Genomic DNA, 13,199 nt, shown 5'->3' on the forward strand with positions numbered 1-13,199 from the left:
TCTTCTCCGATCACCCCCCCCCCCGTTGCCCCCCCCCCCCCCCCCCCCCGGCCCCCCCCCCCCCCCGCGCCCCCCCCCCCCCCCCCCCCCCCCCCCGGGGGGGGGGGGGCCCCCCGCGTCCCGGGCACGGTCGTCGCGCTCGGCGCGGTCAGCCTGGTCACGGACGTCTCCTCGGAGATGGTCACCGCCGTGCTGCCGCTCTACCTGGTCCTGGGTCTCGGCCTCTCACCCCTCCAGTTCGGCTTCCTCGACGGACTGTTCAACGGAGCCACGGCACTGGTCCGGCTCCTCGGCGGGCGGCTCGCCGATCGCGGCTCCGGCCGGCACCGGACCGTCGCCGGGGCCGGATACCTGCTGTCGGCACTCTCCCGGCTGGGCCTGCTGATGGCCGGCGGGGCCGCCGGCGGCATCGCCGCCGCGCTGGCCGCGGACCGGCTCGGCAAGGGCGTACGCACCGCACCCCGGGACGCGATGATCACGCTCAGCGCACCGCCGGAGACCCTCGGCCGGGCGTTCGGCGTGCACCGGGCGATGGACACGACCGGGGCGCTGCTCGGCCCGCTGGTCGCCTTCGTGGTGCTGTGGGCGACCGCGGACGCGTACGACGCGGTGTTCGTGGTCAGCTTCGCCACCGGCTTGCTCGGTGTCGTGGTGCTGGGCCTCTTCGTCCCGGCCGACCCGTCGGCACCGCCGCCGCGGGCCGCATCGACCCGCCCGGTCCCGTCCGCGCTCCCGGCCGCGGGACCGAACGCCGCACCCGGCCCGACCGGCACGGCCGCCCGGTCGACTGCCGACCCCGCCTTCCGACGGGTGGTCGCGGCCGCCGCGCTGCTGGGCACCGCGACCGTCGGCGACTCCTTCCTCTACCTCCTGCTCCAACGCGGCCTCGACCTGTCGGCCGCGCTCTTCCCCCTGCTGCCACTCGGCGCGGCGGCCTGCTACCTGCTGCTCGCCGTCCCCGCCGGGCGGATCGCGGACCGCGCCGGACGGCGGATCCCGTTCCTCCTCGGCCACGGCGCGCTGCTCGCCGCCTACCTGACGCTCCTGGCCCCGTCGAGCCTGCCGACCGCCGTGCTGGTCCTGGTCCTCCTCGGCGTCTTCTACGCCGCCACCGACGGCGTGCTGATGGCGCTGGCGGCGCCCGCGCTCCCGGCCGCCGGACGCGCGAGCGGCCTCGCCGTCCTGCAGACCGGACAGGCCCTGGCCCGCCTGGTCGGCGCGGCCGGGTTCGGCGCGGCCTGGACGTGGTGGGGGCCGCGCCCGGCCCTCGTCGCGGCCACCCTCGCCCTGGCCACCGCACTCACCGCCGCCTGGCGGATCCTCCCGGGAAGGAAGGCGCGCCGATGAAGTCGCGAACGGTCCTGCTGGTCCTCGCCGCCCTCGTCCTCCTGGGCGGCTCCCTCGGCTACGTGGTGCACGCCCGCCAACGCGACGGCGGACCGCAACTCGTCGCCGCGGACGACTCGTTCACGCTCGATCAGCCCGGTCTCTACTACCGCGACAACGCCACCGGCCGCGTCGCCCGCAGCCCGGGCGGCGAGCCCGGCGGCCCGTCCTGCGCCCGCTTCTACGCCGCGAACGACCGCGCCCTGTGCCTGCGCGCCCTGCCGGGCACCCCTGCCCGGACCCAGGCGGTGGTCTACGACCGGCGGTTCACCGAACTCCGGTCGGTGATCGTCCCCGGGATCCCCAACCGGGCCCGGGTCTCGCCCTCCGGCCAGGTGCTCTCCTGGACCACCTTCGCCGTCGGCGACTCCTACGCGGCGGACCGCTTCTCCACCCGCACGTCGATCCTCGACCTGCGCACCGGCTACCTGATCAAGTCCGTCGAGGAGATCCCGCTGACGATCGGTGGCACCCGCTACCACGCCGCCGACGTCAACTACTGGGGCGTCAACTTCGCCGCCGACGACAACCGCTTCTACGCCACCGTCTCCACCGCCGGCCGCACCCACCTGGTCGAGGGCGACCTCAAGGCCTGGTCGGCCCGCACCCTGCGGGAGAACGTGGAATGCCCCTCGCTCTCCCCGGACGGTACCCGGATCGCCTTCAAGAAGAAGGTCTCCGCCGATCCCGCCGCGCCCTGGCGCCTCCACGTCCTCGACCTGGCCGACCTCCACGAACACCCGCTGGCCGAGACCCGCAGCGTCGACGACCAGGCCGCCTGGCTCGACGACACCACCCTCGCCTACGCCCTCCCGGCCCGGGCGGGCAAGGCCACCGACGTCTGGGCCACCCCCGCCGACGGCACCGGCACGCCCCGCCTCCTCCTCCCCGGTGCCTCCTCCCCGGTCGCCGTCCCGCCCCCGCCGGCCTGACGCCCTTCGGGGCCCCGGAGCCGCCATGGCACCGGGGCCCCTCGATGCGTTCCCCAGGAACCAAGACAGGTGCAGTGACTACGACGACCGACAAGCCCCACACCCCCGACAACCTTGACGATGACGACTACCCCGCCCACACCATGGGCCGCGCCGCCGAGATGACCGGCACCACACCCGGCTTCCTGCGCTCCCCGGGCGAAGTCGGCCTCATCACCCCGCTGCGCTCCGAGGGCGGCCACCGTCGCTACTCCCGCTGCTAACTGCTATTGCGATTCGCGCCCGCGACCTCGTCGACCAGGGCACCGCCATCGACGCCGCCTGCCGCATCGTCATCCTCGAAGACCGATCGAGGAAGCCCTGCGCATCAACGAACGACTCCGCCGCTCCCGGCCCGGCCGGCAAGCCGCCGCCGACACCTGACCGAGGGCAGAGCCCGTTGCCACGGGCACCCGCCGGAGTCCGGCCGCTCAGACCGGCGAAGCACCCGCACTCATCACACTCACCGCCCCGGGCGGCACCCGGACGTCGACGTGTTCTAGCCTTTGGTGCCATGTCGAACGCAGACGGGCTGCTCGTCGACATCGCCGCGATGGTCGAGTCCGAGCACAGCAACCAGATGTCCCTGACCGTGGTCGTCCCCGGCGCGGTGATCACCGGCCGGCTCGCCCCGGTGGCCCTGTGGTGGGAACGGGTGGCGGAGGTCCTCCAGGCCTCGGACCACCTGAAGCCCTTCGCCGCTCTCTTCACCCTGCGCGCCGAAGGAACGCCCGCGCGGCCCACCCACCTCCACCTGCACCGGGCGAAGATCCTGCAGGGCGACTTCGGACTGCCCCACACCGGCGGCATGTACCGCATCGCCATCGAAGACATCAGCGCCTGGACCGTCGGGGACCTCAGCTACTCCGACACCTGACGCCCCCGCACCAGGCCCAAGGTCCCAGATGCCCCCTTCGGCCGAGCCGACCGGGACGGTAGACGGCTCAAACTCAGCCGTCGCCATACGCCGAACCGGGGCGCTGGGGGCATGCACCGCCGCTCTACCGCAGCCGTTTGAATGGTGCCCATGGACCACACCGCATCGCTGCCGACACCGCAAGTCCGTCGCACGCGCCGGACCCTGTTCGGCGGCCTGGCGCTGCTCGCTGCGGCATTGGTCGGCTTCTACGTGCAGCGGCCGCTCCGCCACCACGGCAACCAGCTGCACTCCTACTTCGACACGATCAACGGGATCGTCTTCCTCACCGTGCTCGCGCTGCCCCTGGCGGCGCTGGCGACGTGGCTGCTGACCCGCCGTCGCACGGCCGCCGGCACCGCGCCGGCGTGGGCACGACGTGCCTCGCTGGCGGAGGTCTGCATCGTCCACGGGACGCTGCCGTGGGTGTGGATGACCATGCTGCCGGGCGACCAGGCCGGCCCGAACGCCCCAACACAGGTGAGCCTGGTGCCGCTGCGGGACCTGATCGCGACCGTCGAGGCCGGTCCGGGGTCCGCGATCGTCCAGGTCGGCGGGAACCTGCTGGTCTTCGCGGCGCTGGGATTCTTCGGCCCGGTACGGTTCGCGGCGCTGGCCTCGCCGCGGCGGGTCGCGGCGCTCGCGGCAGCCTGCTCGACGGCGATCGAGGTCCTGCAGTACGTGCTCCAGCTGGACCGGGTGTCCTCGGTGGACGACGTGCTGGTCAATACCGTGGGCGCGGTGCTGGCTGCCTCGGCCTCGCGCCGCTGGTGGCGCGGTACGCCGCATACCTGCTGAGGTCCGTCGAGCTTTTGCCCGGAGAGCAGCCCATGTTGGTCGGCGAGCATGCGGTGACGTTCCGGCGCTGCCTTTCGTGACCGTCGAGACTCACTGCCGCCGTTTTCGGCCGTAACGGTCCAAGAGCGGCCGGCTATCGGCCCCGGAAGAGTGACGTCCGGGCCAGAGCTTGTACGTGGCTCTGCTGACAGTATGGCCGGAGTTCTCGCGGTACTTGGCCACCAGGCTGGCGGCTCGTTGACCCCCGTACCCGAGCGGACCATCCTGCGGCCCGGGCGCTGGAGTGCCCGCTCAGGTAGCGCCGCGTCCCAGCGACGGCCGCTGGCCAACAAGTCGGTCGCGGCCAGCTCCCCCTGTTCTGAGATTAGGGGTTGCCACGACCGAGGGCGGTGCCGTGATCGACTCAGCTTCCTCCCAGTGACCTCTACTGCTCCGGGCCGCGCGTGCTTTCGGTCGCCGGGAGCAACTGAAACCGCCAGAGGCGCAGTACACGCGCTGGCCGGCCCCAGTAGTCCTCGGGAATCAGTCGGGCGAGGACGGCAGGGGGCTTCCAGCGGGGCGTAGATCAGAGCTCGGCCGGAGCAATCGTCAAGGCTTGTGGATCACGGGGCAGTGATCGGACCATAGACGGAGCTGGGCACGTTGGGGTGACTCGACCCGAGGGGGACAACTTTGAGCGCGCGGCCGTATCCATTCCATGAGGGAAAGAACGTCGCATGGGACCTTGTGGTCTGGCGCGGCGACTTCGAGCGGGTCGTGGTCGCCGTACTGGGCCGAGAGGACATCGTTCAGGTCCGCGGAGGTTTTGACCGAGGAGACGACGTGTGGATGTACAACGTCTACCCTGTTCCAGATGCAGTCCTGCCAACGATCGCTGATCTTGTGCCGGGGGTCCAGCTCGACCGCGAGCTTGAGTACTTCATAGAGGCTCGCCAGGACATGCCGGGCGGAGAACTCTGGTGCCCCGAGCGTGGCGAGCTTCCACCCGGTCACGTGCCGCCTCCGTGAGGACAATCGTCGAGGGTTCTCGATGACCGATGCGACGTGGTCAGGCGGCGGCGGTCTCCTCGCGCTCGACCATGACGCCGTTCTCGAACCGTGCGCCTGAGCGGACGAGGGCGACGAGGTGGGCGCCGGTGATCGCGCGCCAGCGGACCTGTGCGGACTCGACCAGCTTGAACACCATCGCGAGTGCGGAGGCCGGGCTGCCGGCTCCACGGGTGACCTTGGTCCGCAGCTTGACCGTGGAGAACGTCGACTCGATCGGGTTCGTGGTCCGCAGGTGGATCCAGGGCTCGGCTGGGAAGTCGTAGAACGCCAGCAACTCGTCCCGGTCGTCGGCGATTTTCGCGACGGCCTTGGGCCACTTGGCGCCGTAGGTCTTCGCGAACGCCTCGATCGCCTTCTCGGCGTGCGCGCGGTCCTCGGCGTTGTAGATCTCCTGCATTGCCTTCGTCACGCCAGGCTGTGCGGACTTCGGCAAGGCGTTCGTCACATTCCGGGCCTTGTGGACCCAGCACCTCTGGTGCCGGGCGGCGAAGAACACTTCCCGCAGCGCGGGGAGACCCCGGTGTGCCAGACCAGCCGGCCGATCACGGACGGTTGACCCCCGCTCGTGCGGGGACGAGGGTCCTTGAGGTCGTTGCAGTAGCGCTCGACGAGGCGACCGCCTGCTCCTACTCCGCCCTCGCTCTCGTCCTGGCCGCTTGACCATCCAGCTCACGGGTGGGGTCGTTCCTCTTGTCGCGCACGAGTTGAGGCAGCCTCGGCACGGTCACAGTGGTCTACCCGGATCGTCGTTACCTGGTCCAGGGCATCTCCGTCGAGCCGGTGGGCCGGTACCAGGCGATGCCCCACTCCGCGCCCCAGTCCTTGCCGGTCCAGTCGTAGGCGGGTGTCCAGAGTGGTCGGACCGGTTGAGATCCCCACTCTTCCGGGTCCGGGCGCACCAGCAACTCATCCTCATGGGCGTAGGCGCCGGTGAGTACGGTCGCCACGAACTCAGCGAAGCCGCCGTCGAAACGGGCGAGCTCACCGTCGTCGATGCCGTCGAAGTCGCAGAACACGGCCACCGGCCACTGCTCCGGGTCCGGGCCGGTGGTCAGCCAGCAGCAGTAGTTGTGGTTGCTGTTCATGCCCCAGGGCAGCAGCCCGCCCGGGTCCGGAAAGACAGGGGTGTGTTCCTGGTCCCAGAACTCGTCCTCACCCTCAACCTGCTCCCGGAACTCGGTGTCGGTCTCAAAGCGCCACCCAGCCAGGCCGGCGGGAGAGTCGGCTACGCGGGAGTGCTTCGTCGGTGATCGCACGCCCCACTCGCCGTTCAGGTTCACCGCGCCGTACAAGTCGACGAACGCCCGGTAGTCCGACGGCAGCTGGACCCCGAGTTCGGCCGGTGCCAGCTCCCACGGCACTCGCGCCGGGATGTAGACCGGCTCGCCCATGATCGCCCGGAGCCGGTCCCACGCCTCGGTCATCGCCCAGCCCCTCTCCGGCCGTCAGCCCGTCAGAGGCTGCACTCTAGGCCACGGGCTCCGACAAGCCACTGACCTGACCGGAAGAACGCCGGCTGGCGAGCCCCGCTCGATCCGAGGAGCTATGGGCATCGGCCAGGTCGAGCAGCTTCGCCGGCTGACCCCCGCGCGTGCGGGGACGCGCTTCGCCCGCTGTCGCTTCCTGGCTGGTTTCGGCCGATGGGGCGAATGGATCTGGAGGGGTTGTCGGGATCGCCCGGGTGCGGCGCGCCCGCTGGATCGTAACGGAAAGCGCATCCATGAATACGTGCAGTTGCATTCTGTTCGTCCCGTCACGGATCCGACGAAAGGGCACCGCCATGCCTTCAGCCACGCGCACCACGGCGACCGCCTCGCGGGCCCGGATGGCCGCTGTCACTGTCGCGCTGGGCAGCTGCCTGGCGCTCGCCCTCCCGGCGGCTGCCGCCGGCGCGGCGGACGCTCAGCCGGTGCCGACGGTGTTCTTCGGCGACTCCTACACCTCGAACTACGGCATCGCCACCTACGGCAACCGCCACACCCTCTGCTTCCAGGCCGATGAGAACTACCCCACCGTCGCCACCCGGACCCTTGGCGGCCAAGGGCGTCACGCTCAACGTCCAAGCGGACGTCTCCTGTTTGGGCGCGCTGATCGACAACTTCTGGCAGAAGCAGAGCCTGGGGTTCTTCCAGTCGGTTTCGGCGCAGGAGAACGCCCTCAACGCCGACACCCGCCTGGCCGTAGGCAGTCTGGGCGGCAACACGCTGGGATTCATCCGCATCCTCAAGCAGTGCTCCGACAATCTCCGGGGCGCGGCCGGAGTGCCCGGGGAACCGGTGGACGCCTCCTCCCCGTCCGCGGAGTGCGGGGCCTTCTTCACGTCGGGAGACGGCAAGACGTGGCTGGAAGGCCGACTCACACAGGTCGGCAGCGACCTGGCCACGATGTTCCAGCACATGGCCTCGCGCTCCCCCGACGCCAAGCGCGTGCTGGTCGGATACCCCCGCCTGGTGCCCAGGACGCCACCAAGTGTCTGACGGCGGCCCCTGGCCAGAAGAGCCTGCCGTTCTCCGACGTCCCCCAGGACGCCCTGCCCGTTCTGGACCAGGCCCAAAAGCGCCTCGACGACACCATGGAGAAGGCCGCCGCCGACGCCGGCGCCGACTTCGTCGACCTCTACGACACTACCGGCGCCAACACGGCGTGCGACGGCGCCGAGCGCGGCATCGGCGGCATCTTCGAGCCCTCCCAGGTCACAATCCTCGGCCAGCCGATCCCCTTCTACGCACACCCCAATGAGAAGGGCCGCGACCTCCAGGCCTCGCGGGTCGCCGCCCGGATCCAGGAGATCCTCAACTCCTGACCCTGAGTACCGCCCGATCTGCCAGATGCAGGCCGGCTCCGGGGACCGTAGCACCTTCCGGGCCTCGGGTCCGTCGCGACCGTAGTCCGGGCTGCAGCCAGTGACCGGGCTACCGGAAAATCGTTGGCCCACAAAACAGCGCTGCGGTCGAGGAGTCCAACGACTACAGCACGGTTGGAATTCGGGGCCTCGGCCTGGACCACTGGCCAGCGGGAGGCCTACGCCAACGACCTCGGCGACAGCCGGTCCCTGGTGGCTGTCTCCGCGCGCAGCAACCGAGCGAAGGCGGACAAGGACATCTCGGAGTGGCTGCCGCCGCTCGTCTCCTACCGCTGCACGTACCTGACGGACTGGACGGCGGTGAAGACCCGCTGGCGCCTGTCCGTGGATGACCGGGAGCGGGAGGCGATGGAGCACCTGGCGGGCGGCTGCCCGGAGGAGACGCTGACGGTGACCCTGGCCCGCTGACCGGCACACCCCGGGATGCGGGGGCCCGCGGTCTGCGGCCTGCACCCCAGGGGAGCGGTTCGTCGGCCGGCGCTGCCACGTCCGCGCACGAGCTCGATGCCTGAGGAGCCGCGTGGTTCTCCGGGACAGGTGACCCCGGAGCGAGTCTCACCGAGGTTTGACCGGCAACGGCTTGTCTCATCGGAGTTTGACCTCCAGGTTCAGAGGCGGCCCTCTATGCGGGCGTTGGAGTTCTCGTCGCCGGCGCTGTCCTCGCGGCCAAGAATTCCCGCGCCCGGTTCGGGCGTGCTGTGAAAAGATCCGGCTCGTCCTGGCGAGAGGCGGAGTGCATGGGGATCGACTACTGCTACGAGATCGTCGTTCCTCCCCGAAACGTTGCCCGAGCACTGACCGCGCTCGCTTCGCTGGCGCCGAGGACGCGTCCACTGCCGCCGATCACGGTGACCCTGCCCGGGGGTGATCGGGTGGTCCTTCCGTTCACCTCGAACTTCAGGAGAGAGCCGGTCAACTGCTCGGACGGCAGCACACTCCACCTCGACACCGCGATCATGTGCGGCGTCGATGACGACGCGATGCGCGAGTTCTCCAAGACCTGCCGCGGGGAACGCGACGAGGGCGGGAGGCTGGCGGTCGGATACATCTACCTCACGGTCCAGTTCACGTCCTGGTGGCACCCCGACTACGCTTCGCTGCGCTTCACTGCGGCCACGACGGGAATGAGTCTGGCGTTCGAGCGGTCCGCGAGCATCCGGGAGGTGTTCAGCGGACTCACCGCCGCGAGCGGCGGGGTGTGCTGCCTTCTCGACACCGAGACCGCCGCCTGGCAGATCTGCTGGCTGAACGGTGAACCGATCCATGAGACGGTCCCCGGCCCGCGTTTCCCCGGCCACCACGATCTGGCGGCTACCTGGCCGGCCCGGGACCGGCTGCGGGAAGGGACTCCGGGCCGGACGGACTGGATGCGGACGATCTCGGAGCCGGTGCCCACGCCACCGCTCGACAGCCGTGCAGGCAACTCGACGCAGCAACCGACACCGAACACTCAACCCACCGGCTGAAGCGCTCGGCCGCCAGGAGTCGGCCGAACTTCGCTCAGACACCGTCAAACTTCCTTGAGCCGGGCCAGTCACCTGTGTCGGGACCGCCGCCGACCGGTTCGCCGGGCTGGGACGGGGCTGTCCCAGCCCGTGTCTCAGGGGTCCGTTCCGGGCGTTTTGTCGGGACGGTCCTTGGGCTGTCCCACCCTGTTTCGCCAGGTGGAAGTGCTTCGCGGGGGCGCTAGGACAGGGCTGGGACATCGGGGCGGCTACCGGCCGGTCGGGGCGTCCTCGATGGCGGTGAGCAGGCGGGCGTGGACGGCGCCGGCAGCCTCGCGAGTGGCCGGGTCCGGGTCGTCCAGCTGCGGGGCGATCAGCGCGGCGGCCCCGGCGAGGACCGGTACCGGGACGGTTGCCGATCGCAGGTGCAGAAGCTGGGCGGCCGCGCGCTCGCCGAGCGTGGCCTTGGCGCGGGCGTCGGGGATCAGGGCGCTGCGCCAGGCGCCGGATGAAGGAGTCGGCCGGTTCTCCGGGAGGTGGCCGGACCTGGATGGGAAGCCGGTGCAGCTGCGGTTCCGGGGCCGCAGTCACCCGCCGACCGCCGTGTTCAGCGGAGAAGTCGCGGTCTCTGCGGCATGGTCCAACAGGATCGCGTCGATCGCTTCCTTCATCACGCGTTCCGTGCCGCTGAGGATGGCGTCGATCGCGGCCCCACGAATCGCGTGAGACAGCGCTCCGATCATGCCGTCCGTCCGGTTGTGCAGGTAGCGATCGAGCTTGACCAAGCTGCCAGACGGGTGATCGTGCAGCAGCAGGGTATTCAAGCGGAGCGTATGCAGCGTACGGAGGACGCGGTGTTCGAGCGGTGCGGTGAGTTCCGCGGAACGGGCCGGACGGACCGGTGGGACGTGCTGCTGCTGATCTCCCGGGTCCTGGAGCGGGCCAGGCATGCGGAGGAGGCCGTCGAGGTCCTGCGCGCCGAGAGGGCCTCGGGCCGACGCCTTCCCGGGTACCGTCCGGCGAAGTGTCGGCGGTATCGTGGCGGGGCCCGAGGAGGGGACAGAGGTGACGGCAGCAGCAACCGGCGGACCGAGCGGACCGTTCGACCTGGCGGACCGCGCCTCGGCGATCGCCCGCCGGCTGGAGCGACTGATGGTGCGGGAGGAGGCGAAGTCCGGGCGCCCTCCGTCGTACCGGGAGCTCGCCGACCGGATCAACCGCCTGGCCGGCCGGGACGTCATCTCCCGGGACACCATCCGCAACCTCCACCTCGGCCTGAACCAGAAGGGCCAGGCCTCCAACCCCACTGTGGACACACTCGACTGGCTGGGCCGGGGTTTCGGTATCAGCGCCGGAGCCGGTTACTTCCTGGACGACGCCAAGGCCGAAGTCATCGACGAGCAACTCGACCAGTTGCAGCGCATCGGCGAGTTGCGGCAGGCCCTCGGCAACGACGGGGTGGTCAGCCTCGTCCAGCGCGCCTCGGCGCTCTCGGACGGCAGTCTGCGGGTGCTCCTCAGCCTCGCCGACAACCTCCGGAAGCTCGAACAGGACGCGGACGAGCGGGGAGCGAGTCCGGCCGACGGGAGCTGAGGTGTCCAGCCTTCCCCGGGGGCCTGCTCCGACCTGCCCCGCCCGCCCCGCCCGTTCCGTCCCATTCGCCCCGTTCCGAGGAACAGCTCCGATTCATGGCGTTTCCCCGCGGCCTGCGCCGCCGCTGTGCGCGGCGACTGGCCGGCCTCAGCCTGCCCGACCCCTTCACGGTCGAGGGCTTCCGTGCCGCACTGGAGCGCGAGCGCGGGCGGCCCATCGTCCTTGAGCCGATGCCCGCACTCGGCCCTGATCTGCCCTGTGGTCTGTGGATAGCGCTGCCCAGCGTCGACGTCGTCTACTACGAGGACCGCACGAGTGCGGCGCACCAGGATCTGATCAAGCTCCATGAACTCGGCCACGTCCTGTGCGGTCACACCGGGACGTTCGAGCTGTCCCGACTGGCCGCGCTGTTCCCCGACCTGACTCCGGAGGTCATCGCCCAGGTGCTGGGCGCGGGACGGACCAGCTACCACACGGCCGAGGAGCAGGAGGCGGAGATGATCGCCCTTCTGCTGGCCGACCTGCTCGACCCGTCCGGCCCGGCCGCCCACCACGGCTCCCGTTCCGGCTCGGGCACGGACCGCCTGGCGGAGAGCCTGCTGTACCCGATACGCCCGCCCCGTTGGAGGAAGACCTGATGCGCCCGCTGTTCACCTGGCTGATGCCCGTGCTCGTCTGGGGCGTCGCGCTCTGGCGGACACCCTCGGCCTTCACCAGCCGGGCCAACCGCGCGCTCTGGGGCACCGTCACAGCGATCGCCGTCGGGCTCACCGTCCGGCCCGAGGGCGTCGCGACCGCGCTGGCGGACGTCACCGGTATCCGGGACTGCACACTGCTGATCAAGCACCTCGCCGGCGTCACGGCAGCCTACTTCGTACTGGAGTACGTGCAGGCCGTGCGTCACCGGCCGGAACGGCCCAGGGCCGCGCGCGCTCGGCTGCTGGTCACCGTTGCCGCCGGCGTCGCCCTGACGGTGTTGTTCCTCTTCGCCCTCCCACACGACTACGACGGCGCCTTCGGCATCGACGCCCACTACGGCGACCCCGGAGTCGACCTCTACCTGGGGGTGTTCAACTTCGTCTTCGCGGTGGCCGCCGCGCGGGCGACCGCCCTCTTCTGGTCCAACCGTGCGAGCGTCCAGCCGGGGCTGCTGCGCATCGGCGTCACCTGCCTGGCCTGCGCGAGCGCCACCGGTCTCGTCTACACGCTCTACCGCTTCTACTTCGTCCTCAGCAGCGGCAACGCGACGGAACTCGACGCGGACGGAAAGCCGGTACCGCTGACCGACCCGGTGTGCGAGCTGCTGCCCGCCGTGATGATCATTCTGTTCGTCCTCGGCGTCGCCGTGCCACCCGCCCGCACCCTGGTGAACTACCTGCGCGACCAGTACGCGCTCTGGCGGCTCCACCCGCTGTGGACCGACGTCGCGGCCGCCGTCCCGCAGGTGGTGCTCGGCACCCCGAACAGTCGGCTGCGCGACCTGCTGACCCTGGGCGATCGCTCGGTCGACCTCGCGCACCGGGCCTTCGCCATCCGGGACGCGGTCCTCGTCCTCCGGGAGGACACCCCGGCGACGCCGTCTGCGGCCGGACGCTCCGCGGACGGCCCTCCTGCGGATGTCCCCGCCGCGTGCGACGACCCGGCCCGCACCGAGGCGCGCTGGCTGCGCGCGGCGGTCCGGCACCGGGCGTGCAACCTGCCCGCCCCCGCGCTGCCGGCTTCCCTCGACACCGCCGCCGGCGGCCGCACCCCCCGCGAGGAGATCGCCCGGGTGCTTGCCGTCGCGGCCGCCTACCAGGAGATCGACGCCTGCGAGCCGGCGTAGCCGCACGCCGAAACCCGGCCGCCGAACGTGTCAGGGATCGGCGGCCGGGCGCTGCGGCGGTGGCCGGCGGGCGGCCTGGACGCCGCCGGAGCCGGTCTTGTGTCAGGAGGTGATGGTGGTGGGGCCGCCGATGAACTTGGTCCAGCCGGGGCCCTTGGGGTCGACGGACCAGAGGGTGTTGTTGGTGTCGCGGGCGTAGGTGATGAGGTGGTTGTCGGCGGGGTTGACGATCGTGTAGGGGTTGCCGGCGAGGGCGGTGCCGGAGAGGGTGGCGTCGAACTTGATCCAGCCGGGGCCCTTGGGGTCGACGGACCAGAGGCGGTTGTCGGGTCCGTTGACGTAGGTGATGAGG

General features: G+C 71.0%; 16 protein-coding genes and 1 pseudogene. 13 read left to right on the forward strand and 4 right to left on the reverse strand.

Annotated features, from left to right (window positions below):
- Window positions 1-177: 177 nt before the first annotated feature.
- The 6 genes and pseudogenes from ACIRST_RS33630 (at window position 178) to ACIRST_RS33655 (ending at window position 5,079) form a co-directional block, all read left to right on the forward strand.
- The gene (locus ACIRST_RS33630) at window positions 178-1,347 is read left to right on the forward strand and encodes an MFS transporter (RefSeq protein WP_402807160.1); all 1,170 of its coding nucleotides are present in this window, start codon (window positions 178-180) and stop codon (window positions 1,345-1,347) included.
- Window positions 1,344-2,318, forward strand: coding sequence for a hypothetical protein (locus tag ACIRST_RS33635; RefSeq protein WP_402807161.1), 975 nt, complete (start codon window positions 1,344-1,346; stop codon window positions 2,316-2,318). The genes ACIRST_RS33630 and ACIRST_RS33635 overlap by 4 nt, the downstream gene beginning before the upstream one ends.
- 44 nt (window positions 2,319-2,362) lie before the next feature.
- Window positions 2,363-2,741, forward strand: a pseudogene (locus tag ACIRST_RS33640) (MerR family transcriptional regulator).
- Window positions 2,742-2,871: 130 nt separating this feature from the next.
- Window positions 2,872-3,234 carry a hypothetical protein gene (locus ACIRST_RS33645; RefSeq protein ID WP_402807163.1) on the forward strand — a complete coding sequence of 121 codons (363 nt, stop codon included), beginning with the start codon at window positions 2,872-2,874 and terminating at the stop codon, window positions 3,232-3,234.
- Window positions 3,235-3,384: 150 nt separating this feature from the next.
- Window positions 3,385-4,071 carry a VanZ family protein gene (locus ACIRST_RS33650; protein ID WP_402807165.1) on the forward strand — a complete coding sequence of 229 codons (687 nt, stop codon included), beginning with the start codon at window positions 3,385-3,387 and terminating at the stop codon, window positions 4,069-4,071.
- A 672-nt stretch (window positions 4,072-4,743) separates the two neighbouring features.
- Window positions 4,744-5,079, forward strand: a complete 336-nt coding sequence (locus tag ACIRST_RS33655; protein ID WP_402807166.1) for a hypothetical protein — start codon at window positions 4,744-4,746, stop codon at window positions 5,077-5,079.
- A 40-nt stretch (window positions 5,080-5,119) separates the two neighbouring features.
- On the opposite strand, the gene ACIRST_RS33660 is transcribed toward ACIRST_RS33655, so the two are convergent.
- Together ACIRST_RS33660 and ACIRST_RS33665 are read right to left on the reverse strand one after the other, a co-directional pair.
- Window positions 5,120-5,785, reverse strand: coding sequence for a transposase (locus ACIRST_RS33660; protein WP_402807232.1), 666 nt, complete (start codon window positions 5,783-5,785; stop codon window positions 5,120-5,122).
- Window positions 5,786-5,870: 85 nt separating this feature from the next.
- The gene (locus tag ACIRST_RS33665) at window positions 5,871-6,545 is read right to left on the reverse strand and encodes an SMI1/KNR4 family protein (protein WP_402807169.1); all 675 of its coding nucleotides are present in this window, start codon (window positions 6,543-6,545) and stop codon (window positions 5,871-5,873) included.
- Window positions 6,546-7,118: 573 nt separating this feature from the next.
- On the opposite strand from ACIRST_RS33665, the gene ACIRST_RS33670 reads away from it, so the two are divergent.
- The 4 genes from ACIRST_RS33670 (at window position 7,119) to ACIRST_RS33685 (ending at window position 9,450) form a co-directional block, all read left to right on the forward strand.
- A complete protein-coding gene (locus tag ACIRST_RS33670) occupies window positions 7,119-7,598 on the forward strand; it encodes a hypothetical protein (protein ID WP_350525863.1) in 480 nt (159 codons plus the stop codon).
- Window positions 7,599-7,693: 95 nt separating this feature from the next.
- Window positions 7,694-7,924: a hypothetical protein gene (locus ACIRST_RS33675; protein ID WP_350525864.1), complete on the forward strand. Its 231-nt coding sequence runs from the start codon at window positions 7,694-7,696 to the stop codon at window positions 7,922-7,924.
- A 174-nt stretch (window positions 7,925-8,098) separates the two neighbouring features.
- A complete protein-coding gene (locus tag ACIRST_RS33680; RefSeq protein ID WP_350526710.1) occupies window positions 8,099-8,392 on the forward strand; it encodes an HNH endonuclease family protein in 294 nt (97 codons plus the stop codon).
- 329 nt (window positions 8,393-8,721) lie between these two features.
- Complete coding sequence (locus ACIRST_RS33685; protein WP_350526711.1) at window positions 8,722-9,450, forward strand: hypothetical protein; 729 nt, start codon at window positions 8,722-8,724, stop codon at window positions 9,448-9,450.
- Window positions 9,451-10,016: 566 nt separating this feature from the next.
- Here ACIRST_RS33685 and ACIRST_RS33690 read toward each other — a convergent pair.
- A complete protein-coding gene (locus ACIRST_RS33690) occupies window positions 10,017-10,253 on the reverse strand; it encodes a hypothetical protein (protein ID WP_350526712.1) in 237 nt (78 codons plus the stop codon).
- A 241-nt stretch (window positions 10,254-10,494) separates the two neighbouring features.
- Between ACIRST_RS33690 and ACIRST_RS33695 the strand changes: the two genes are divergently transcribed.
- The 3 genes from ACIRST_RS33695 (at window position 10,495) to ACIRST_RS33705 (ending at window position 12,847) form a co-directional block, all read left to right on the forward strand.
- Window positions 10,495-11,022, forward strand: coding sequence for a hypothetical protein (locus ACIRST_RS33695; protein WP_350526713.1), 528 nt, complete (start codon window positions 10,495-10,497; stop codon window positions 11,020-11,022).
- A gap of 95 nt (window positions 11,023-11,117) precedes the next feature.
- A complete protein-coding gene (locus tag ACIRST_RS33700) occupies window positions 11,118-11,660 on the forward strand; it encodes a hypothetical protein (RefSeq protein WP_350526714.1) in 543 nt (180 codons plus the stop codon).
- On the forward strand, window positions 11,645-12,847 hold the full coding sequence (locus ACIRST_RS33705; protein ID WP_402807174.1) for an MAB_1171c family putative transporter: 1,203 nt from the start codon (window positions 11,645-11,647) through the stop codon (window positions 12,845-12,847). Before ACIRST_RS33700 ends, ACIRST_RS33705 begins: the two co-directional genes overlap by 16 nt.
- A gap of 102 nt (window positions 12,848-12,949) precedes the next feature.
- On the opposite strand, the gene ACIRST_RS33710 is transcribed toward ACIRST_RS33705, so the two are convergent.
- Window positions 12,950-13,199 (reverse strand): hypothetical protein (locus tag ACIRST_RS33710; protein ID WP_402807177.1); only part of this gene is annotated, 250 nt, incomplete at its 5' end.

The organism is Kitasatospora sp. NPDC101447, assembly GCF_044767225.1.
Taxonomy (GTDB): domain Bacteria; phylum Actinomycetota; class Actinomycetes; order Streptomycetales; family Streptomycetaceae; genus Kitasatospora.